Origin of the sequence: Klebsiella sp. CN_Kp100 (genome assembly GCF_040065315.1) — a bacterium.
In the GTDB taxonomy this organism is placed as follows: domain Bacteria; phylum Pseudomonadota; class Gammaproteobacteria; order Enterobacterales; family Enterobacteriaceae; genus Klebsiella; species Klebsiella oxytoca.
Genome location: NZ_JBEAIJ010000009.1, coordinates 1 through 22,837, shown reverse-complemented (window position 1 = coordinate 22,837; position 22,837 = coordinate 1). Strand labels below are relative to the sequence as shown.

Here is a 22,837-nt window from a genome sequence, read left to right as displayed (position 1 = left end):
GTGTTTTGTTCCTTAGCGGCATGTTGTCGTGGCCCGAATAACGGAGGCTGTGCGCTGGCCGTTAGCGGGCAGGCTAAACGTAAATCGGCACTGCTGATGCTCTTCATTCCCCCAGCGCACGTTCCAGGCCTGCGGCCGTTCGTTGACGCCGGTGAGATAGAGCACGCCGCCTTCATCAACAATGCTCTGCTGCTGCTGGCTTTCGCTGCTGGCCATCGCGCCAAACGGCAGCGGTTTACCGTTTCTGTCGGTCAGCGTCAGCAGCACGCGCTGGCCAACTTTGGCGCTAAACTGCGCGGTCACAGCGGCTCCCTGACTCGGAACCACCAGCTTCATGGTCTGGGTGACGTCGACGTCGTCAGGCATCATGGTGGTATCCAGATAGATACGGTTCTCCTGATAAGAGGTCAGGTAGGGGATCACGGCATAGCCGAAGTAGTCGGTAGCGATTCCGGGATAGTTTTTGACGCGTATACCAGAGGCGCCATCGGCATCAATCAGCGCAAAGGCGTTACCCAGCGGCTGCGACAAGGTGACGCCGTGGCTGTGCGCCACGATGCCGCCGGCCAGGCCATAGCTCATCTGGCGGTTATCGGAACTGTAATCGTAACCGGCGTTGACGGTGCCGTAGGCGGAACGATAGCTGCCGTAGAGGCTGCTGCCGTTGCTGTCGTTATTCTCGCTCTGCCGCTGTTTCAGGCTGTAGCTCAGACGGCTATCTTCCAGTAGGGAGCCGTTGATTCCGACTTCATGCTGGGTCGCTTGATCCTTCTGGCTGGTGATCCGCCAGTTGGCGTTAGCGTGCGGCAGCCAGCGGTCCAGCGGTACGCTGAGGCTGATGGACAGCGAACGATCGCTGTCGCGATCGGCATAATCGGTAAACTGGCCGCTGACGTTATAGCTGACACCCCACAGGTTGCCGCTGAGGCCAATCGACAGGTTTTTGTCCTTCTGCCCTTTGTCCCAGTATTCCTGCTGCGAACCGGAAGCGTAAAAACTGACGCCGGTAAACAGATTCTGATTAATGCTGAACTGGATTTCGCTGCTCTGCCGATCGCCAGCGTCGATATCCCGCTGGTTGGCATCTGAGAACGTGAAGTAGCCAGTGCTGGTATAGCGGTAATAGCCCAGCGATAGATTGGTGCCGGTCTCTGGAATATCTTTAATGTACTGGGTGCGCCAGCTGTAGCCGGAATCGCTGTCGCCGTTATCAAAGCGGGTATCCGCCCGGCCAATATCCATCGACAGGGCGCCAAACTCTCCCAGCGTACCGCCGATACCCAGAGTTAACGCCTGGTAATCCTCGGAGCCCGTCAGGCCGCCGTACAGCGTAAAGGTGTTACTCAGGCCGTAAATCCCCGTAGTTTCAATGAACTCCGGTTCTTTACTGTCCTCCGAGCCTGCCGCCCGAAAGCGCCCGGCGGTGACGCTATATTTGAGGTGCCCCGGCCGCTGCATCATTGGCAGGGAGGAGAAAGGCTGTACAAAATGGCGCGTGGTACCGTCAGCCTCTTCAATCGTCACGTCTAAATCGCCACTGAATGAGGAGGGGTACAGATCGTTGATCTCGAAAGCGCCGGCAGGCACGGTGCTCTGGTAAATGGTGTAACCGTTCTGACGAACCGTCACGATAGCGCTGGAGTTAGCGATCCCGCGGATCGTCGGCGCAAAGCCGCGCTGGCTGTTAGGCAGCATGCTGTCATCGGAATAGAGCCGCGCGCCGGTAAACTGATAGCTGGAGAACACGCTGCCGTCAGTCGCGCTTTCGCCCATCACCAGCTGCGATTTGAGGCTTTTGATATCCCGCTGCATCCAGGTATTAATGCTGTCCCACTGCGAAGTGTCGCTGTTGTGCGTCCAGGTCGAGTAGTTGCGCAGCCGCCACGGGCCGAGGTTGGCGCCGTTCTGCATGTTCAGATACTGGCGCCTGCTGCGCTCGCCGCCGTCGTAGCGGCTCTCTGAACCGGTAAAGTTATAGTTGGTGAACAGCACCGGGACGCCATTGTCCCAGCGGGAGGGGTCAACATAGCCTCTGGCATCGCGGTAGAGCATAATTTGCGGTACGCTCATGTTCAGCTTACCGTGGTTGAGATCCAGCTCGCTGCTGCTGTTCGGCACCGTTTGCGCGAGGTTGGTGACTTTTGCTGCATCGTCCAGCTTCGCCAGCGCCGGGATCTCATCAACTTTAAAGCCCAGCTCGCGCAGCTGGCCGACGGTAAACTGGGGGATAAGCTGGTGGTTATCTCCGGCGGCAAACGGGATTTTACGCTGCGTCAGCTTCTTATTATTAATATAAATATCAACGATATACTCGCCGGGTAGCTGGGCGCTGTCCTGAGAGAAGGCTGATAGATCTACCGTTTGCAGGCCGCTTTTGTTGGTTTCCAGCAGCGAAGGATCGAAATAAAAGTCATCGGCCTGCGCGACATGACATATCAGGCCGCTGCCGGCCAGCATCATCGGCAAAGCGTGCCTGACCCTGTAAGCAAGGCTTTTAAGCGCCAGCACGTTTTTTTTCCCTGTGGTGTTGCTTTGCATTCCCTGATTGCCCGTATCCGTTATTTATTGTTATTTACGTCTTGCCTGCGTAAGCGTTATTGCAGTACCCGAGTTTCTTTTGCCGTGGTGCCGCCATAGTCATTGATGGCGGCCCACTGCACGGTATTACCCGATGCGGCAGGTAGCGGAATTTGTTTGTGCTCGCCGGGAGCGATATAGTCAACCTGATTGGTTAAATCAGTTTTACCCAATGCGATGCCGGCAAATACCACGTAATAGGCGGATGGGTTATAGATATCTAAGGTATTATTCGTTCGCTTATATTGTATAGATTTCCACGCATCCTGCGGGGCGCCTTTAAGATGCGCCGGACGATAGAAAAGCTTTATTCTGGTTTTAAATACCAGGGTCAGCGCGTTGGTTTTTTCCGCTTCACTTTTCGATTGGGCCGGAATAGCCCGCACGTTAACATAAAACAGCGACTCTTTATCTTCCGGCAAATTGCCTTCGGTTTTAATAATACGTAATGAGGAGTCGTCGCCGGCATTCAGTCGAAACAGCGGCGGGGTCATAATAAACGGCCCGCGGATTGTTCCTTGCGGATTATCAATCCATGATTGCAATAAATAGGGCATCTTGCTGCTGTGATTGGCAACGGGCAGGGCGGCCTCTTTTTTACTGGCGTCGTAAATCACCCGCGTGGTTTGCAGAACGATCCCGCCGGCCAGGCTTTGGCTGACCCATCCTCCAAGCAACAAGGCCAATGCTACCAGGGTTTTCCCTTTCATCCTGCGGCTCCAATAAAAAGTTTTACCCACCATATGGTGGGTAAAAGCACAACGTGAGAATTAACGATAATCGATGGTAACGTCGACGGAAGCGTTCGCTTCCCCGGCGGTGATGGCCGAAGATTCAACGGTAGAGACGTAGTAAGCCTGCAGATTGACGTCCGTTTGTTCACCCGTCATATCAAAATAGACTGGCGTGTCGTTCAGTTTATTCAGCGCTAACTGGGTACCGTCGGAAGCGCGATCGATGCGGATACCGACGCCGGTCGCTGGCGTGCCTGAGCCTGTTACTGCAACCAGATCGTTATTATCGCCTGTAGTACCGGTGCTACGCGTTTCCAGCCATATTTGGAACATCCTGTTGGTGTTACCATTAGCGTGTTTCCAGGGCTGAGTCGGGCAGTTGGTCAATGGAATGGTGAACTGGGTAGTTGGTGATTTGTCGCCTACGCTTTTAAACTGGGCATAAGAGTAATGGCCCAGTTCAACATTTACCGTATCGCCGTTAGCGAATTCACAGGTAGAGGTGGTGATTTCACCCGTGAATTCAATAGTACCATCGCTTGCCCAGGCGCTGCCTGCAGCCATTGCCAGTAATCCAACTGCAACGGACTTTGCAATTACATTCATTTTTTACCTCATCCATGTATTTTTTTTGGAAAACATCTTTTATGGTGATTAAGCTTTTTTCATAAATCATCACGACGAAGATTATATTGAACTTTTTATGAATTCATATTGGCTGAGGTGGGTTTTAGGATTGTATTTATGGTAATTCGCTGTAAAGTTAAATGTGCTTAATTTACGTTTAAATAAAAGTTTTCAGGAATGGGTTTATGAACTGATTTTATTAAAAATGAATTCATGAACATACTGGTTGGCAAGCTATTTTTATAGGTTTTGTTTTTTATAATATTAATCAAGTGACAAAAGGCAGATGTTTAATATCTGCCGGGTTGTCTAGACGATTTGTAACTCAATGGGTGTGTTTTTTAACTCAGCGAGATATTCCCCGCTAATCCCGTCATCGGTAATCACGCAGTTTATTTTCTCCATCGGCAGAACCTGGTTGAAGCCGCGACGATTAAATTTGCTGGCATCCAGCACGGCAACGACTTTATGCGCAGCGGCTGCCATGACGCCGCTGATGGAGTAGCCTTCGTTGAAGGTCGTGATGCCGTTGGTGGTGTCGATACCGTCCGCGCCGACGAACATGAGATCGGCGCTGATGCCCTGAAGCGAGCGTTCAGCGATGGTGCCGTGCATCGAGTGCGTTTTGTGGCGCACGGTGCCACCGCACACCACCAGGGTGATATCTTTATTTTCTGAAAGCGTAAACGCTGCGGGTAAGCTATTGGTAATCACCGTAATATTGGTCATACGTACCAGCGCCTCGGCAATCAGCAGGGTGGTGCTGCCGCTATCCAGGATCACCGTCATGCCTTCGCTAATCATTGCCGCCGCGGCCTGGGCTATTCGCTTTTTCGGGTCGCTGGCCAGTTGATAACGCTCTTCCAGCACCACTTCCTGGCTATCTCCTTCGGTTAAATTGCTGCCGGGCCTCGCGGCGCCGCCGTGAAAGCGGGTGAGTAATCCCTTTTCCTCCAGCAGGCGGAGATCGGCCCGGATAGTCACTTCGGAGATGCCAAAGAGATTCGAAAGGTCCAGCACCAATACGCTACCCTGCGTATTGACCATTTCGACAATTTTGTTCCTTCGCTCGAATGAGTTCATATTAATTTGCCTGATAATTAACTGATCTTAGTGTAATCGAAGGGTAATGAAAGTTGAACGATAATTTTCGAAAGGTTATGTGAGCCAGCGCAGATTGCTGGCTCAGGCGGTCAGGAGAGTTTAAGCAGGATTTTCCCCTGCATCGGCGCGCCGTTGAGCGCCTGGACTTCGCGGGCAAAGCTTTCGGCATCGCCGATGTGGGCGATAAGCGGGGCAAGCTGAATGCGTTTTTCCGTCAGCAGCCGAGCCGCCGTTTGCCACTCTTCTCCCGGCCACGGACCGGAGTAATTCATCCAGCTACCAACGATAGTCAGCTCTTTACGGAGAATCTGGCCAAAGGTGGCGGAAGGCAGCGTCAAATCATGGTGCAACGTGCCCACCAGCGCCAGCTGCGCACGCGGTCCGGCGACCTCAATGCCCAGCGCCACGGTTTGCGGCGTGCCGGCGGTTTCCAGCACCAGCTGGTCGAACTGAATCTCTTCCAGCGCCGTTTGAATCTGTTTGCCGCTCATCTCCTTACTGTTAAAGACGTGCGTTGCGCCGAGCGTTTTTGCCAGCTCCAGCTTCTGCGGGTTGATATCAATAGCCGTAATACTTTTGGCGCCCAGTTCGCGGGCGCACTGCAGCGCCAGCAGGCCAATCGTGCCTGCGCCAATAATAATCACGTTTTTCCCTTCGCAGCCCTGCGCCAGATGAAAGGCGTGCAGACCGACGGTAATCGGTTCAATAAACGCGCCGTCATCAATCGGCATCTGATCCGGCAGACGGAACAGGTTGGCGCGTTTAACCACCACGTACTGCGCATTTCCGCCTTCGCTGCGCGAACCGACAAACTGATACTGCTTGCAGAGAGAGTAATATTCGCGCTGACATTGGGGACAACTAAAGCAGGGGAGCAGAGGCACGCAGGCTACCGCGTCGCCCGGTTGCAGGTCGGTCACCGCTGAGCCGTAAGATTCAACATAACCGCTGAACTCGTGACCCAGGGTGATGGGATAGTAGTGGGCGCCTTTGGCGAAGATGCGCGGAATATCAGAACCGCACAATCCAGAGCTGACGACTTTGACCAGGACATCGTTTTCCGTTTGTAGGGCCGGTATCGGGCGTTCTTCAACGCGCACTGTCCCCTCAGCATGGATAACCACTGATTGCATAATATTCTCCAGAAATGTCCGGGGGAGCGAATGCTCCCCCTTGAGATTAAGAAACGCTCGGGCTTTGCTGCGCGGCGGTGGCTTTCTCTGCGGCGGCGAAGCTGCGCGCCCGACGCCACGTCAACAGCACGCCGGCGACATAGATGACGCCGATAACCACAAAACCCACCACGTTTTGCCAGGTGAAGAGCTGAATGAGCAGCCAGGTAACCGGTGAACCGCCCTGGTCCATAGAGGCCACAAGACCGCCTGTCTTCAGAGCCCCGGCGTTAGCCGCCAGCTGGGTATGCAGGCCGATGGTCTGCGTCGCAATCCATAGCGTGATCCCCATCAGGATGATCCCGGAAATCAGCGTGCGGAACAGGTTCCCCTGGTGTACCGCCACCGCCATGGCGACGAAGAATCCAATGGTCGCGAGATCGCCGAACGGCAGGACCTGGTTGCCCGGCACCACAACCGCGATCAGAATAGTGAGCGGAATAAAGATCAGGCTGGCCGATACGACCGAGGTATGCCCAAGCAGTAGCGCCGGATCGAGACCAATCAGGAAATCCTGGCCGCCAAACTTCGCCTGCAGACGTTTACGCGCCTGTTTGGCAATCGGGTTCAGGCCATCCATGATAGGTTTGATAACGCGCGGCATCAGCAGCATGACGGCCGCGGTTTTGACCGCCAGCTGGAGAATTCCCTTCAGGTCGTAGCCCGCCAGCGCGCCGATGACCAGACCCATCACAAAACCGACGGTGACCGGTTCGCCAAACGGACCGAAGCGTTTCTGAATGTCGTCAGCGCTGAAGTGAATGCGGTTCAGGCCGGGGATTTTTTCGATAATCGTATCGACCAGCACCGCTATCGGCCCTAAATAAGCCGAGCTACCGTGCGGTATGGCGATGCCATCAAGGCCGAAAAAGTCGCGAGTATCCTTCGCAAACCAGTCGCCGAGCTTGTAAACGAAAGCTGCATGCACCACTACGCCAAGAATACCAATCCAGTAAGAACCGGTCGCGATATGCAGTATGGCGCCGGTAAAGGTCATATGCCAGATGTTCCAGATATCGACGTTCACGACGCGAGTCATCCGGGTGACCAGCATGAAAATGTTGACTGCGATGGCGATAGGAATCGCCACCAGCGCGATTTGCGACGCCCAGGTCATCGGTGACGACCCCGGCCAGCCAATATCAATCACGTGCAGGTTAATCTGGAAATGCTCAGCCATCGCTTTTGCCGCCGGGCCGATAGAGTCGAGCATCAGGCCGATAACCAGGCCGATACCGACAAAGCCAATGCCGATATGCAGGCCAGATTTAAAACAATCCCCGAGTTTCATCCCCAGTATTTTGGAGAAGATAATGATCACGATAGGCAGCATCACCGTCGGACCAAGATCGAGGATATAACGCATGATTTCGCTAAACATGGGCGTTACTCCGTCAGGATGTTCAGGATTTTTTGCTGCAGCTCTTCAATGCCTACGCCGGAGATGAAAGGCATACCATGAACCACCGGAATGTCGCCAAAGGTTCTGTCAACCCGGGCGGTGGTGCAAATGAGGTGTGCGCCGTCCATATAGGTTTCGATTTCATTCACCCGGCACTGCACCAGGTCCAGCTCGATGCTGTGGTCCGCGCACAGATCTTTGATCTCTTCTGCGGCCATGGTCGAGGTGGCGACAGCGCCGCCACAGGCGACGATTACTTTGCGTTTCATAGGGTACCCCTTTTATTATCAGTGATTTATAAAGCCTGAGCGTTCGGCTCTGACTCAAGGATAGAGCGCCGAAACAGCTCGGGCAGCTGCTCCTGCGAGGCAGCGAGCAATGCTTCTAGCGTGGTCGGGTTCTGTAGCTCACTAAATAACCGGCGCAGCAGCTGTAGCTGTGCAGTCGGATTTTCTACAATCAGCGCGATGATTAACGAAACGTCGATTTCGCCGTCGTCGTCAGCACGCTGAAAAGGGACCGGATTGTCCGGGCGAATCAGGTAGATAGCCGGAGACTTCGCATGTACCGCCTCGCAGTGGGGAATCGCGACCGCATGCTGCTCCAGCGCAATACCGGTTGGGAAAGTCGCTTCTCGTTCGAGCAGCGCCAGCGGATAGCTATCGTGCACGACGCCGCGCGCCAGCATCTCTTCGCCAATGTGTTCCAGCGCATGCTGGCTGGAACGAAAATGAATGCCGGTACGAACAAACAATTGACTCATAAATCCTCTTTAACTTCAGGCGATTTCAGATGAACAGCCGTAACGGTAGGCACGCAGCACATCCTGAATTTTGTCGAGGATGAGGTCGTGCGGTACGGCGGCGAGTTCGTTTAACGACAGTCGTTCAAACTGCACGGGCATATACTGGCTGATAAGGCCCAAAGGCAGCTTAGTTTCGGTCAGGTTTGCCATTAACTTTTTCACGCTCTGGCGAATACGCGGATGCGGCCAGTAGTAGCGAATGCGATCGGACAGGCTGAAGTGAATATCCACCATTGCCTGGCTCCAGGTCGGACGATAGTACTTCTGCCAGTAGCCCGGTTCGTTAAGCATCACTTCATCAATCACTTCCATTACGCGGCTGCGAGACTCCGGAGCGACCAGTTCATTCTCCATTTGCGCGAGAGCAAAGATGGCTTCACGCAGCGCGAAGGTTAGCGCCGGACCCACTTTCAGGATGGCGTAATGGTCGCGTACCAGCGCCCGGTAGGCCTGACGGGACTGGTAGTCAGTCGAGTGCGCTTCGTAGACCATGGGCGTGCTTTCGATCCACGCGGAGAGTGCTTTGGCTGCCTCCGGTTGGTAATGAATAATTTGCGTATGGTCGAACTCAACGCCGGGCTGCACCACGATAGCGATGACGCGATCCAGCGCGGCGTTCAGCCCCAGATTACGAAAGGCGGCTTCATGGGTTTCCAGCGTTGCCGCCGCATCCTGGGCGCGGGTCACGTGGACGCTGCCGATGGTGCTGGCTTCGCCGCCGGGAACCGGAACTTCGGTGCCGATGACGTAGGTCAGATGGCGTTTCTGCTCGTCGGTTGCGGTCTCTTCCGCAGCCTGGCACAGGCGAGCGGCGCGTTCGGCGACGACGGCCGGGTTCAGCGGCACCGGATCGTCTGCACAGGACATTGAAGCATCGAGATGGATTTTGCTGAATCCTGCGGCGACGTAGGCTTTAATCAGATCGACTGATTTTTCCATCGCTTCAGCGGCGGGTTCGCCCTGCCAGCAGTTGGGGCCGAGATGGTCGCCGCCGAGGATGATGCGTTCTGACGGGAAACCGACTTCGCGGGCGATTTTATTTACGAAATCACGGAAGTCCGCAGGCTGCATTCCGGTGTAGCCGCCAAACTGGTTAACCTGGTTAGAGGTGGCCTCGATGAGGACCTTATTGTTGGTATGCAGATCGAAACGTAGCGCGGCTTCGATGACCAACGGGTGTGCGGAACAAACTGAGCAGATGCCGATGTGTTCGCCAGCTTTGTGGCGGGAAATAATATCTTTCATTTCAAACCTCCGTTTTCTTTCGAATATATTCGTTATGTTTTGTTTTGCTCGCAAACTCCTTTGTTTTGATTTGTGATCAATCTCGAAAAAAAGAAAGGTAAAACGTAATGTTGCGAAAGTTAGAGATAAAAAAACGCTCTGGCGATGACGGCAGAGCGTTTTTAATTGTTTGAAATTTAACTAAATAATCGAGACAGCCAGCTCCGTTTAGGTTTTTCTACGGGCGGAACGGCACGCTGCGGCTGAGCGGCGATTTCGCCTAATCCGGCATTAAAGGCCGCGCCAATAGCCTCCAGCGCCTGATGAGCATCCTCTCCGCTGGCCATAAAGTGCAGCCGATGGCCCTGTTTTGCACCGAGAGAGACAACCCGCATCAGATTTTTGGCGTCAACAATGGCGGAACGCGTGTCGAGATTTTCCACCCGGATTTGCGACTGCCACTGCTTCACCGCTTTCACCAGTACCGCGCTTGGTCTCGCGTGCAGTCCGTGGGGATTGCGCAGGGTAAAGGTCGCCTCTTCGTCGAACATCGGGGGCGGTTCCGTCTCTTCTCCTCCGGCCGGGAAGATATTGCCGGCCAGTATCTCCAGCACCGCCTGTGGGCTCTCAGCACGCGAAAGCGCTGCCGGCACGCGCTCATCGCTCAGGGCGTGGGTAAGCTGGCGGAGAATATCAAGGTGTTCGTTATCCTGGGCGGCGATGCCCACAATCAGATATGCCGTTTGTTCTTCTCCCCAATCCACACCCTGCGGGCAGGCCAGTACTTTGACACCGGTTTTCAGTACCGCATCGCGGCTCTGTGGCGTGCCGTGAGGGATCGCGATACCGTTGCCGAGGTAAGTGCTGATTTGTCCTTCACGGTCGCGCATGCCGCTCAGATAAGCGGGCGTGGTATGCCCGGCTTCGGTTAATTTGCCAACGACGCGTTGCAGCGCTTCATCTTTCGTTTTGATCGCGCGATCGAAATGGATATCTGCGCAAGTCAGTTGCATACATAGCTCCTTATTTAATAGCGCCGGCCAGCGATGTTGCTTCCAGGGCCCGCTTTTGCCACAGCCTCCAGCATCCCAGCATGACCGCGCCGCAGGCGGAACCGGCGAGAATGCACAGCACCCACATCAGTGGTTTGCTCACCAGCGGCAGGATCAGGAAGCCGCCGTGCGGAGCGGGAACCTGAATATGCAGGCTGTAGCTAAGAACCGCAGAGATGGAAGAGGCGATCATCATCATGGGGATAACGCGTAAAGGATCTTTCGCGGCGAACGGAATAGCGCCTTCAGTAATATGGGTGCAGCCGAGAATATAGTTGACCATCCCGGCGGCGCGCTCTTCTTCGCTGAACCCTTTCGGGAAGAAGGTCGTTGCCAGAGCGATAACCAGCGGCGGTGTGATGCAGGCGGCGGAAACCCCGGCCATAAAGAAGTAGTTGCCCTGGCCAAGCAGCAGCGTACCGGTGACGTAGGCGGCTTTATTCACCGGGCCGCCGAAGTCGAAGGAGCACATCGCGCCGACCACAATACCTAACAGAATCGGGTTTGCTTCCTGTAATGAACTTAGCCAGTTCATCATCGCGTTATTGATGGCGGCGACGGGTTGACCGAGGAGGACCATCATTACGCCAATCACCAGCACGCCGATGAGCGGCATAATGAATATCGATTTGAGCCCTTCATACTGTCGCGGCAGGCCGTTGAGCATATTGCGGATCAGCAGCATAAAATAACCGGCGGCAAAACCGGCGATAATTCCGCCGAGAAAGCCTGCGCCGGTCGCATTGGCCAGTAAGCCACCGACGAAGCCCGCGACCATACCGGGACGCCCGGAAATAGACCAGGCGATATAGGCGGTGAAAATCGGTACCATGATTGAGAAGGCTTGTTGGCCCACTTTCATTAGCGTTGCGGCGATCGCGTTATATTGCGGCGAGTTTGGATCGGCGGAGTAGATGCCCCACAGGAAGGAGATGGCAATCAAAATCCCTCCCGCTACGACAAACGGCAGCATGTTGGACACGCCGCTCATCAGGTGCTTATAAACCTGACGGCCGAAAGACTCTTGCTCGTATTTCTCCGTTGACTCGGCGGAAGCAGAAATTCCCTGGCGACGCGCCGCCTGACCGCCGATCACTTTATTAATTAAATCGGCCGGATGGTGAATGGCTTCTTTAACCGGAACCTCAATGACCGGCAGGCCATTAAACCGCTCGGCGTTCACGTCTTTATCGGCGGCGATAATCACGCCATAAATATCTTTTAAGTCCGCGGGGGTAATCGCGTTTTCAACGCCGGAAGCGCCGTTGGTTTCCACTTTAATATCGACATTTAATTTCTTTGCTGCGGTTTTTAAGGCCTCTTCAGCCATAAAAGTATGTGCAATACCCGTAGGGCAGCCGGTAACTGCAATGATTTTTTTCATAATCGGACCTTTATAATTGGACGACCTGAATTTGTTGTAATAATTCTTCTGTGCGTTGTAATTTGCCTAACCCGGCGGAAGCGGCGACATCGGCGCCGGTCGCGCTGGCTAACGCCAGAGCGTGAGTGACATCTTCTTTGTTAAGCCATTTACTGAGAAAAGCACCCAGTGCGGCGTCACCAGCGCAGGCGGAGCTGACCAGTTCAATTTTCGGTGCGGAGCAAAACCACACGCCTTCGCCGTTGGAAAAGTAGAGACCCTCGGCTCCCATCGTCAGCAGCACGTTGCGAGCGCCCAGTTGATGCAGCGTGCGCATGGCCTCACGCACCTGCTGGCGGCTACTGACGTCAAGACCGAAGATTTCCCGCAGCTCGTCATCGTTGGGTTTAATCAACAATGGCCGCAATTCCAGCAGCTGGCGCAGTACCGGATGGCTGATATCGAGAATAACTTCACAGCCTTTCTGCTGGCATAATTCAATGATTTCAGCATAAAATCGGCTTTCAATTCCCGGCGGCAGGCTGCCGCTGATCGCTAAATAATCCCCGGAAGTGACGCATTGCAGATGATGAATAACCTGTTGTTTGCACTCATCATCAATTTTTGCTCCGGGATTAACGAGCTTATATTCCTCAGCTCCGTCATTAATAAAAATATTAATTCGGGTTGGCTCAGAGACCCATGCCGGCGTCACTTTAATGTTTTTCTGACGTAACTCTTCCACAATATAACGGCCAGTGAAACCACCGAAAATGCCCATAATGTGAGTGGGCTGCTGATAGTGATTTAATATCAGCGAAACGTTCACTCCTTTGCCATTCGGGCAATATTCCGTGTGCCGGGTTCGGTTCACTGCCGACGGCTTCAGCGGATCGCAAAAGATATTCATATCGATTGCAGTATTGAGTGTCAGGGTATGGATCACGACATTGCTCCTTCGATCCGAAAATTACAGTTGTCCTTCACAGCCGCAAACGTGAATGACTTTGCGTACGATATCCTTCATCGCCGCTTTGGCCGGTTTCATATAATGACGCGGATCGTTAGCGTCTGGATTTTCCTCGAAATAGTGCTTCAGGGCATCGGAGAAGGCGATTTTCAGCTCGGTGGCGACGTTGACCTTGCACACGCCCAACGAGATTGCCCGGCGGATATCGCTATCGGCCAGACCCGATGCGCCATGAAGAACCAGAGGAACCTCAACGCGATCGCGAATGGCGGCGAGGCGGTCAAAATCGAGCTTGGGTTCTGCAGCGTACATGCCGTGGGCAGTACCGATAGCGACCGCCAGCGAGTCGATACCGGTGCGGGCGACAAATTCACGCGCCTGTTCCGGGTTGGTATACAGCGCATCTTTTGCATCGACCACGAGATCATCTTCCACACCGCCCAGGCGACCAAGCTCGGCTTCGACGCTGGCATCATAACGGTGGCTCAGTTCAACCACGCTCTTGACTAACGCGACGTTTTCTTCAAAAGGTGCGTGTGAACCGTCGATCATGACCGAGCGGATACCGGCCTGTACTTTACGTGTGATATCGGCCAGATCTTCATGGTGATCGAGGTGGACCGCTAAAGGGAGATCCCAGATCTTAGCCAGATCGCGAGCGATCGCCACCACGTTACCGGTTCCTGCATAGCTATAAGTTCCAGGGGTGCCGGCAAGGATCAGCGGAGAACGCAGCTCGGCCGCCGTCTCTACCACCACCTGCATCGTTTCCAGGTTGTGGATATTAAAGGCCGGAACAGCGTATCCAAGCCGCTGAGCTTTCAACAGCATGTTTTTACTCGAGATAATGTACATTCTTGCTCCTTAACTTTCATTTTGTAAATTTGTTTGTTGCTTATGCCTTCGTTTTGAAAGTAATGTAGCGATCGCTGCGCTTTGTTGTTGTGATCAATCGCACACTACTGTGATGTTATTTTAAAAATGAAAGTTATATGCTCTTGTTTGTTTTCTTTTTTAAAAGTATCTTGAAAAGCATGATTAAACATAACCTACTGAATTAAATAATTTTAATTCGTTATTGAATGCTTAAAGAAGGCCTGGCGTTTGACAATCCAGCGGGGAAATTTAAAAATGAAAGTTATTCTGGGAGAAAATAAGAAGGCACAACACTGTGGCAAAACCGTCTACAAGTCTGCTGAAAAGGCGCCTGGACATCGCGGAGATCGTGCGCAAAAACGGAGAGATCAAAGTCGACGATCTGGCTGAAATGCTGGCTGTATCTGGGGTAACGATCCGTAATGACCTGAACTACCTTGAACAGCAGGGCTACCTTAAGCGCTCGTTTGGCGGCGCAATTTACACTTCCCAGGCCGTGACCCCGATAGCCCTGGCTCAGGAGGCTCCGGTAGTAACGGATAAAGCCCTGGAGACCGAAATGGCTCGCCAGATCGCCGCGCAGATCGAAGATAGCGAAACGCTCTTTCTGGGGCAGGGGTCGATCTTACGCAAAGTGATCCCGTTCCTTGCTGGCTATGACGAGCTTTGTCTGCTGTTAAACGACCTGGCGCATGTGCCGCTGGCGCAGGAGTTTCTGAATGGGGAAACCGTGCTGCTCGGCGGCGTACTCGGGAGCAGCGGCAAAATAGTCGAAGGTGATCTGGCGCTGAACGCGCTGGGTCAATATCGCCCCTCACGAGCGCTGATCGCTGTCGACCACATTGCTGAAGATGGCACCTTGAGCGTCAGACAGGAAGCCAGCGCTCGCCTGCTGAGCGAAGCGGTGGCGCAAAGTGAGAGGGTGATTGCGGTCGTTGCGCATCGTCCGGTGTATGGCGATAAACGCTACGCGATTGGCGACTTGCAGCAAATTAGCGGCATCGTGACGCCGCAGGTGGTCGCCGCGGAGTATCACGCCCGCCTTCTCGCCGCTGGCATGACTAACAGCTATACCAACAACGAGTGCCTGACATGGCTCAACCCTGCTTTGCAGAAGGCAAAGTAAAGGAGCGATGATGAATGTGACCATTTGCACCATCGGCGAACTACTGGTGGAGTTTCTGGCAAAAGAAGAGAACCAGGGATTTTCTCGCCCGGGTGAATTTTGGGGGCCATATCCCAGCGGCGCCCCGGCAATTTTCGCCGATCAGGTGGCAAAGCTGGGGCTGGGCTCGGTGCTTTTCAGCTGTGTCGGCAACGATGCGTTTGGTGAAATGAATATCGCGCGGCTGGAAAGCGACGGCGTAAACGTTAATGGGATCGCCATACTGCAAAAGGCGACCACCGGCAGCGCTTTCGTGAGCTACCGTAGCCAGGCGCAGCGCGATTTTATTTTTAATATGCCGAATAGCGCCTGTGGTTTGCTAACCGCTGACCATATTGACGACCGTCTGCTTAACCAGTGCAATCATTTTCACATTATGGGCTCTTCGCTGTTTTCGTTTCGCATGATCGACGCGATGCGTAAAGCGATTGAAAATATTAAAGCGCGCAACGGCACGGTTTCGTTCGATCCGAATATCCGCAAAGAGATGCTCAACATCCCTGAAATGTCGCAGGCTTTTGAATATATCCTTGATTACACAGATATCTTTTTGCCCAGCGATGGCGAACTGGATTACTTTGGCCTCAACCCTGGGCGCAATGAGCAGGTGCTGGTGGATAAGCTTTTAAAACGCGGCGTTAAGCACGTGGTTATTAAACGCGGCCCGCGCGGAGCGAGCTATTACAGCGCCAGAGAAACGCATCATGCTGCCGGTTTTCATGTCCCGGTTGTCGATCCGACGGGGGCCGGCGACTGCTTTGGCGCCACCTTTGTCAGCCTTTTCCTGTCCGGCGCATCGCCGCAGGAGGCGCTGAGATGGGCCAACGCCAGCGGGTCTCTGGCGATTACCCGGCGTGGGCCGATGGAAGGGACTTCCACCAAAGCGCAGATAGAGGGGTTTCTCAACGCGCATCAATAGCAGAGATATCCCGCCCGAAGCATCACGAGCGGGATAAGTTGCTGAGTCGATCAGGTCACCGGCGCCGGGTTAAACACCGCCAGCTGATTGTGCAGGCCCCACTGATCTGAGAAAGTCTTCTTGCGGCCGCTGGCGACATCAAGAATAAATTCAAACAGCTTCAGCCCTACCTCTTCGATGGTTTCTTCGCCGGTGGCGATGGTTCCCGCATTGATATCCATTAGGTCATACCAGCGGTTTGCCAGCTCGGTACGCGTCGCCATTTTAATCACCGGTACGGCGACCAGGCCATACGGCGTACCGCGACCGGTAGTAAAGACCTGCACCGTGATCCCGGAGGCCACCTGCTGAGTACCGCAGACGAAGTCGCTCGCCGGCGTCGCGGCGTAAATCAAACCGCGTTTGGTCGGGCGCTGCCCCGGAGAGAGCACTTCGGCAATCGCGCTCTTTCCGGATTTAGCGATAGAACCCAGCGCCTTTTCTACAACGTTGGCCAGACCGCCTTTTTTATTGCCCGGGGAGGGGTTGGCGCTGCGGTCGGTTTTACCCATATCGAGATAGTTATCGTACCAGGCCATCTCCTCCAGCAGGCGTCTGCCGACTTCTTCGTTGATGGCGCGCGGCGTCAGCAGATGAATCGCATCGCGTACTTCGGTGACTTCGGAGAACATGACGGTCGCCCCGCAGCGCACCAGCAGATCGGAGGCATAGCCCACCGCCGGGTTGGCGGTCACGCCAGAAAACGCATCGCTGCCGCCGCACTGCATACCGACCACCAGTTCGGAGGCCGGGCAGGTTTCGCGCTGGCGCTGGTTCAGCTTCTCCAGATGGCGCTCGGCGACCTGCAGAATGTCATCCACCATAGATTTAAAACCGACGTGCTTCTCATCCTGCAGGCTGACGATGCTGGCGCTATCTACGGGAATGCTTTTTACATCGTCGGTGCCTTCCAGCAGGCGCTCCGGCTGCAGTTTCTCGCAGCCAAGGCCAATCACCATCACTTCGCCGCCGAAGTTTGGATTGAGGGCCAGGTTATGAATGGTGCGGATGGGAACGACCGCCGCCGGAGCGTTAATCGCCACGCCGCAGCCATAAAGATGGTTCAGACCCACGACGCCATCGACGTTGGGATACTTCGGCAGCAGATCGCGTTCGATAATTTTCACTACGTAATCGACGACTCCCGCCACGCAGTGCACGCTGGTGCTAATACCGAGCAGATTTTTGGTGCCAACGCTGCCGTCGGCGTTGCGATAGCCTTCGAAGGTATAGCCTTCCAGCGGCGGCAGCGGCGCCGGAACTTTGGTCGCCAGAGGTAAGGTGTGCAGAGGCGGCGCCTTCGGCAGTTCCACCAGCGATTCGTCAATCCAGCTGCCCTGCGGAATATCGCGTACCGCGTAGCCAATCACCTCGCCATAGCGGATGATTTCACCGTGTACAGGAATATCGACCAGCGCGACCTTGTGGCCTTGCGGGATATGCTCAACCAGCGTGAGCCCGTCAGGGAAACGCGTTCCGGCTTTTAAACCTCGATCGTTAACAATAATCGCCACGTTATCCGTTTCGTGCACTTTTATATAAAACGCCGTTGGCGATTCTTGTCTAATTTCAATGTCAGCCATTGTCCAGTATTCTCCAGCAAGGTGCGAATAATAAAATAAAACGTTTATACCCGTCATATTTCAAGCTGCATGTGCGTTGGCTTTCCTCGCTCACCCCAGTCACTTACTTTAGTAAGCTCCTGGGGATTCCCTGCGTTGCCGCCTTCATGCAACTCGAAATATTTAGGGTATATTCAATTTCTGATGTGCAGATTTGTGAAATAAAGAATGTCAGGTGTTTGAATTTGAAAATGTGATCTAAATCACCCATTGCTACGCAAGAGAACCCGCACATGGGGGAAATCGCTGGAACTGTGGATCAGCGCCCATTGATTATTGCATTTGCACAACATTAGAGATAATTAAACGCCATTTACAGGTTGTATGCACAGTGTTTAACGGTCGCAAGCTGATTATACTGAGTCATGCTTGCAATGCGCCGGATGAGTAAATCGATACCTCCTGATATTGATTTCTGAATAATTAAGAATCACACCAAAATAAATAATGGAAGGTGTGTTGTACCTGAGGAATATGAGATGAGTCTGGATGCAACAATAGAACAGAAAAAAAGTGTGCCAACCCGCTATTTAATTCTGTTAATTATTTTTATTGTCACTGCCGTTAACTATGCCGACCGCGCGACGCTTTCGATCGCCGGTACCGAGGTGGCGAAAGAGCTGCAGCTGAGTGCGGTCTCAATGGGCTATATTTTCTCCGCTTTTGGCTGGGCCTACCTGCTAATGCAAATCCCCGGCGGCTGGCTGCTCGATAAATTTGGATCGAAAAAGGTCTACTCTTACAGCCTGTTCTTCTGGTCGCTGTTCACCTTCCTGCAAGGCTTTGTGGATATGTTTCCGCTGGCGTGGGCGGGCATCTCAATGTTTTTTATGCGCTTTATGCTGGGCTTCTCTGAAGCGCCATCTTTCCCGGCAAACGCCCGTATCGTCGCGGCGTGGTTTCCGACGAAAGAGCGCGGCACCGCATCGGCGATCTTTAACTCCGCGCAGTATTTCTCCCTGGCGCTGTTCTCGCCGCTGCTGGGCTGGCTGACCTTTGCCTGGGGTTGGGAGCATGTCTTCACCGTCATGGGCGTGATTGGCTTTGTGCTGACCGGCCTGTGGATAAAACTGATCCATAATCCCACTGACCATCCGCGCATGACGCAAGAGGAGCTGAAGTTTATCTCCGAGAATGGCGCAGTCGTTGATATGGACCATAAAAAGCCCGGCAGCGCGGCGGCCAGCGGTCCGAAGCTTCACTATATCAAGCAGCTGTTGACCAACCGCATGATGCTGGGCGTATTCTTCGGTCAATATTTTATCAATACCATTACCTGGTTCTTCCTCACCTGGTTTCCGATTTATCTGGTACAGGAAAAGGGTATGTCGATTCTGAAAGTGGGTCTGGTCGCATCGATTCCGGCGCTGTGCGGTTTTGCCGGCGGCGTGCTGGGCGGCGTGTTCTCTGACTATCTGATTAAACGCGGTTTTTCCATCACCGTGGCGCGTAAGCTGCCGATCGTCCTCGGAATGCTGCTCGCTTCCACCATCATTCTGTGTAACTACACCAATAATACCGCGCTGGTGGTCACCCTGATGGCGCTGGCATTCTTCGGTAAAGGGTTTGGCGCGCTGGGCTGGCCGGTGATTTCCGATACCGCGCCGAAAGAGATTGTTGGCCTGTGCGGCGGCGTATTTAACGTATTTGGTAACGTTGCTTCCATCGTAACCCCGCTGGTTATCGGTTACCTGGTGAGCGAACTGCACTCATTCAACGCAGCGCTGGTCTTTGTTGGATGTTCCGCCCTGATGGCGATGGTTTGCTATCTGTTTGTGGTCGGCGACATCAAACGTATGGAACTGCAGAAATAATTAACGGTTAAGTGACAAGGTATAAGTGATGAATAACGATATCTTCCCGAATAAATTTAAGGCGGCCCTGGCGGCGCATCAGGTTCAGATTGGTTGCTGGTCCGCGCTGGCGAGCCCAATTAGCACCGAAGTTTTAGGCCTGGCCGGTTTCGACTGGCTGGTACTGGACGGCGAACATGCGCCGAACGATATCTCTACCTTTATCCCCCAGCTGATGGCGCTGAAAGGGAGCGCCAGCGCGCCGGTCGTTCGCGTACCGACCAACGAACCGGTGATCATTAAGCGCCTGCTGGATATCGGTTTTTATAACTTCCTGATCCCGTTTGTGGAAACGGAAGAGCAGGCGATTAACGCCGTTGCCTCAACCCGCTATCCGCCTGAAGGCATTCGCGGCGTATCCGTCTCGCACCGCGCCAATATGTTTGGCACCGTGCCGGATTACTTCGCGCAGTCGAACAAAAATATCACCATTCTCGTGCAAATCGAGAGCCAGCAGGGCGTGGATAACGTTGATGCGATAGCCGCCACGCCTGGCGTGGACGGTATTTTTGTCGGCCCAAGCGATCTGGCCGCTGCGCTGGGTCATCTGGGCAATGCTTCCCATCCGGAAGTTCAAAAAGCAATCCAGCATATTTTTACCAGCGCGAAGAAGCACGGTAAGCCGAGCGGTATTCTGGCGCCGGTTGAAGCCGACGCGCGCCGCTATCTGGAATGGGGCGCGACCTTTGTCGCCGTCGGCAGCGACCTGGGCGTTTTCCGTTCTGCCACGCAGAAGCTGGCTGACTCCTTTAAGAAATAACCACCACCGAAACTAGAGAGATAAAGACATGACAATGAAAGTTGGTTTTATTGGCCTCGGTATCATGGGTAAACCAATGAGTAAAAACCTCCTCAAGGCGGGTTACTCGTTGGTGGTTGCTGACCGTAATCCGGAAGCGATTGCCGAAGTGATTGCCGCAGGCGCAGAAACCGCCGCATCAGCGAAAGCGATTGCCGAGCAGTGCGATGTGATCATCACTATGCTGCCGAACTCCCCGCACGTGAAAGAGGTCGCGCTGGGCGAAGGCGGGATCATTGAAGGCGCGAAGCCGGGCACCGTTTTGATTGATATGAGCTCCATCGCGCCGCTGGCGAGCCGCGAAATCAGCGAAGCGCTGAAAGCGAAGGGCGTCGATATGCTGGATGCCCCGGTCAGCGGCGGCGAACCGAAGGCTATCGACGGTACGCTGTCGGTGATGGTGGGCGGTGATAAAGCGATTTTCGATAAATATTACGATCTGCTGAAAGCGATGGCGGGATCCGTGGTACACACCGGCGAGATCGGCGCGGGCAACGTCACCAAGCTGGCCAACCAGGTGATTGTGGCGCTGAACATTGCGGCGATGTCCGAAGCGCTGACGCTGGCGACTAAAGCGGGCGTGAACCCGGATCTGGTTTATCAGGCCATCCGCGGCGGGCTGGCCGGGAGCACCGTGCTGGATGCCAAAGCGCCGATGGTGATGGATCGTAACTTTAAGCCGGGCTTCCGTATCGATCTGCATATTAAAGATCTGGCGAATGCGCTGGATACTTCTCACGGCGTGGGCGCCCAGCTGCCGCTGACCGCCGCAGTAATGGAGATGATGCAGGCGCTGCGCGCTGATGGCCTGGGTACCGCCGACCATAGCGCACTTGCATGCTACTACGAAAAACTGGCGAAAGTGGAAGTCACTCGCTAACAAGAAGGGCGCGGATGCGCGCCCTGTAATTCTTGCCTTGCGCGGCACTGTCAGGCTACATAACTATGAAAATCGTAATCGCCCCAGACTCTTATAAAGAAAGCCTCTCGGCCACCGAGGTTGCTCAGGCTATAGAAAAAGGTTTTCGGGAAATTTTCCCCGATGCGCTCTACGTGAAGGTTCCTCTCGCCGATGGCGGAGAAGGTACCGTTGAGGCGATGATTGCCGCGACGCAGGGAACCGAGATGAGCGCCTGCGTGACGGGGCCGCTGGGTCTCCCGGTTGAGGCCTGCTGGGGGCTTTCCGGTGACGGCAAAACCGCGTTTATCGAAATGGCTGCGGCCAGCGGGCTGGGGCTCGTGCCGCCCGCGCAGCGTAACCCGCTATTGACGACATCGCGCGGTACCGGCGAGCTGATTCTGCAGGCGCTGGATCACGGGGCGAAAAATATCATCATTGGCATTGGCGGCAGCGCCACCAACGATGGCGGCGCAGGAATGGTGCAGGCGCTGGGCGCGCGGCTTTGCGATGCCAACGGCGCGGAGATTGGCAACGGCGGCGGTAGTCTGTGTAGCCTCAATTCGATAGATATCTCCGGTCTTGATGCCCGACTGCATGATTGCGCTATTCGGGTCGCCTGCGATGTCACCAATCCGCTGATCGGCGATAGCGGCGCGTCAAGAATTTTTGGCCCGCAGAAAGGGGCTACCGAAGCGATGATCCGCGAGCTGGACAGCAATCTGGCGCACTATGCCGATATTATTAAGGCCGATCTGCATGTCGATGTGAAGCAGGTTGCCGGTGCGGGCGCGGCGGGCGGTATGGGGGCAGCGCTGATGGCGTTTCTGAAGGCTGAATTACGCAGCGGGATTGAAATCGTGACCCAGGCGCTGAACCTGGAAGAGCATATCCTTGATTGTTCGCTGGTGGTGACCGGCGAAGGTCGGCTGGATAGCCAGAGTATTAACGGTAAAGTGCCGGTTGGCGTGGCAAGCGTGGCGAAAAAGTATCATAAGCCGGTGATTGGCATCGCTGGCAGTCTGACCCGGGACGTCGGTGTGGTTCACCAGTATGGGATTGATGCGGTGTTTAGCGTGCTGACCAGCGTAACGACGCTCGAAGAGGCGTTTCGCGGCGCGGCGGACAATATTTATCATGCGTCGCGTAATATTGCGGCGACATTGCAGGTTGGGATGGCGACGGAAGGATGACAACCGTCGGTAAACCCTCTATACTTCGCGCCGAAGCTGACCAGACAGTCGCCGCTTCGTCGTCGTCCTCTTCGGGGGAGACGGGCGGAGGGGAGGAAAGTCCGGGCTCCATAGGGCAGGGTGCCAGGTAACGCCTGGGGGGCGCAAGCCCACGACCAGTGCAACAGAGAGCAAACCGCCGATGGCCCACGCAAGTGGGATCAGGTAAGGGTGAAAGGGTGCGGTAAGAGCGCACCGCGCGTCTGGTAACAGTTCGCGGCACGGTAAACTCCACCCGGAGCAAGGCCAAATAGGGGTTCATAAGGTACGGCCCGTACTGAACCCGGGTAGGCTGCTTGAGCCAGTGAGCGATTGCTGGCCTAGATGAATGACTGTCCACGACAGAACCCGGCTTAACGGTCAGCTTCAACTTTTCAGCAAAACCCCTGCCAGCAATGGCGGGG

20 protein-coding genes and 1 other RNA gene are annotated in these 22,837 nt (G+C 54.5%); 7 read left to right on the top strand and 14 right to left on the bottom strand.

Going from position 1 to position 22,837, the window contains the following annotated elements; genetic code table 11:
* Nucleotides 1-12 precede the first annotated feature (12 nt).
* The 13 genes from ABLV12_RS08345 to ABLV12_RS08285 form a co-directional block, all read right to left on the bottom strand.
* On the bottom strand, nt 13-2,538 hold the full coding sequence (locus tag ABLV12_RS08345; protein ID WP_064397191.1) for a fimbria/pilus outer membrane usher protein: 2,526 nt from the start codon (nt 2,536-2,538) through the stop codon (nt 13-15).
* Between the two features lie 56 nt (nt 2,539-2,594).
* The gene (locus ABLV12_RS08340) at nt 2,595-3,287 is read right to left on the bottom strand and encodes a molecular chaperone (protein ID WP_004106031.1); all 693 of its coding nucleotides are present in this window, start codon (nt 3,285-3,287) and stop codon (nt 2,595-2,597) included.
* Between the two features lie 60 nt (nt 3,288-3,347).
* The gene (locus ABLV12_RS08335; RefSeq protein WP_160886189.1) at nt 3,348-3,917 is read right to left on the bottom strand and encodes a fimbrial protein; all 570 of its coding nucleotides are present in this window, start codon (nt 3,915-3,917) and stop codon (nt 3,348-3,350) included.
* A 330-nt stretch (nt 3,918-4,247) separates the two neighbouring features.
* Entirely contained in the window at nt 4,248-5,021 is a 774-nt protein-coding gene (locus ABLV12_RS08330) for a DeoR/GlpR family DNA-binding transcription regulator (protein WP_004106029.1), read from the bottom strand.
* 110 nt (nt 5,022-5,131) lie between these two features.
* The gene (gene gatD, locus ABLV12_RS08325) at nt 5,132-6,175 is read right to left on the bottom strand and encodes a galactitol-1-phosphate 5-dehydrogenase (RefSeq protein WP_004115763.1); all 1,044 of its coding nucleotides are present in this window, start codon (nt 6,173-6,175) and stop codon (nt 5,132-5,134) included.
* 46 nt (nt 6,176-6,221) lie between these two features.
* Nucleotides 6,222-7,595, bottom strand: a complete 1,374-nt coding sequence (locus ABLV12_RS08320; RefSeq protein WP_004115761.1) for a galactitol-specific PTS transporter subunit IIC — start codon at nt 7,593-7,595, stop codon at nt 6,222-6,224.
* A 5-nt stretch (nt 7,596-7,600) separates the two neighbouring features.
* Complete coding sequence (gatB, locus tag ABLV12_RS08315) at nt 7,601-7,885, bottom strand: PTS galactitol transporter subunit IIB (protein ID WP_004106023.1); 285 nt, start codon at nt 7,883-7,885, stop codon at nt 7,601-7,603.
* Between the two features lie 26 nt (nt 7,886-7,911).
* On the bottom strand, nt 7,912-8,379 hold the full coding sequence (gene gatA, locus ABLV12_RS08310; RefSeq protein ID WP_163466567.1) for a PTS galactitol transporter subunit IIA: 468 nt from the start codon (nt 8,377-8,379) through the stop codon (nt 7,912-7,914).
* A 15-nt stretch (nt 8,380-8,394) separates the two neighbouring features.
* Entirely contained in the window at nt 8,395-9,666 is a 1,272-nt protein-coding gene (gene gatZ / locus ABLV12_RS08305; RefSeq protein WP_064397188.1) for a tagatose-bisphosphate aldolase subunit GatZ, read from the bottom strand.
* A 176-nt stretch (nt 9,667-9,842) separates the two neighbouring features.
* Nucleotides 9,843-10,658 carry an HPr family phosphocarrier protein gene (locus tag ABLV12_RS08300; protein WP_004115756.1) on the bottom strand — a complete coding sequence of 272 codons (816 nt, stop codon included), beginning with the start codon at nt 10,656-10,658 and terminating at the stop codon, nt 9,843-9,845.
* Between the two features lie 10 nt (nt 10,659-10,668).
* Nucleotides 10,669-12,081 carry a PTS fructose transporter subunit IIBC gene (locus ABLV12_RS08295; protein ID WP_004115754.1) on the bottom strand — a complete coding sequence of 471 codons (1,413 nt, stop codon included), beginning with the start codon at nt 12,079-12,081 and terminating at the stop codon, nt 10,669-10,671.
* A 10-nt stretch (nt 12,082-12,091) separates the two neighbouring features.
* On the bottom strand, nt 12,092-13,006 hold the full coding sequence (gene pfkB, locus ABLV12_RS08290; protein WP_004115752.1) for a 1-phosphofructokinase: 915 nt from the start codon (nt 13,004-13,006) through the stop codon (nt 12,092-12,094).
* A gap of 24 nt (nt 13,007-13,030) precedes the next feature.
* Nucleotides 13,031-13,885, bottom strand: coding sequence for a tagatose bisphosphate family class II aldolase (locus tag ABLV12_RS08285; protein ID WP_004106011.1), 855 nt, complete (start codon nt 13,883-13,885; stop codon nt 13,031-13,033).
* Nucleotides 13,886-14,237: 352 nt separating this feature from the next.
* On the opposite strand from ABLV12_RS08285, the gene ABLV12_RS08280 reads away from it, so the two are divergent.
* Complete coding sequence (locus ABLV12_RS08280; RefSeq protein ID WP_163466569.1) at nt 14,238-15,032, top strand: DeoR/GlpR family DNA-binding transcription regulator; 795 nt, start codon at nt 14,238-14,240, stop codon at nt 15,030-15,032.
* A gap of 10 nt (nt 15,033-15,042) precedes the next feature.
* Entirely contained in the window at nt 15,043-15,990 is a 948-nt protein-coding gene (locus ABLV12_RS08275) for a sugar kinase (protein WP_004106007.1), read from the top strand.
* Between the two features lie 50 nt (nt 15,991-16,040).
* Here the strand turns inward: ABLV12_RS08275 and garD are convergent, their stop codons facing one another.
* Nucleotides 16,041-17,612, bottom strand: coding sequence for a galactarate dehydratase (gene garD / locus ABLV12_RS08270; RefSeq protein ID WP_004106006.1), 1,572 nt, complete (start codon nt 17,610-17,612; stop codon nt 16,041-16,043).
* Nucleotides 17,613-18,130: 518 nt separating this feature from the next.
* Here garD and garP point away from each other — a divergent pair.
* The 5 genes from garP to rnpB all read left to right on the top strand — a co-directional run bounded on the left by garP (nt 18,131) and on the right by rnpB (nt 22,805).
* A complete protein-coding gene (garP, locus tag ABLV12_RS08265; RefSeq protein ID WP_004106004.1) occupies nt 18,131-19,465 on the top strand; it encodes a galactarate/glucarate/glycerate transporter GarP in 1,335 nt (444 codons plus the stop codon).
* Nucleotides 19,466-19,493: 28 nt separating this feature from the next.
* Nucleotides 19,494-20,264, top strand: coding sequence for a 2-dehydro-3-deoxyglucarate aldolase (gene garL / locus ABLV12_RS08260; protein ID WP_064397186.1), 771 nt, complete (start codon nt 19,494-19,496; stop codon nt 20,262-20,264).
* Nucleotides 20,265-20,292: 28 nt separating this feature from the next.
* Nucleotides 20,293-21,183, top strand: coding sequence for a 2-hydroxy-3-oxopropionate reductase (gene garR, locus ABLV12_RS08255; RefSeq protein ID WP_004105999.1), 891 nt, complete (start codon nt 20,293-20,295; stop codon nt 21,181-21,183).
* Between the two features lie 65 nt (nt 21,184-21,248).
* On the top strand, nt 21,249-22,394 hold the full coding sequence (gene garK, locus ABLV12_RS08250; protein ID WP_004115745.1) for a glycerate 2-kinase: 1,146 nt from the start codon (nt 21,249-21,251) through the stop codon (nt 22,392-22,394).
* 32 nt (nt 22,395-22,426) lie between these two features.
* An RNA gene (gene rnpB, locus ABLV12_RS08245) (RNase P RNA component class A) lies at nt 22,427-22,805 on the top strand.
* The last annotated feature ends 32 nt before the right edge of the window (nt 22,806-22,837 follow it).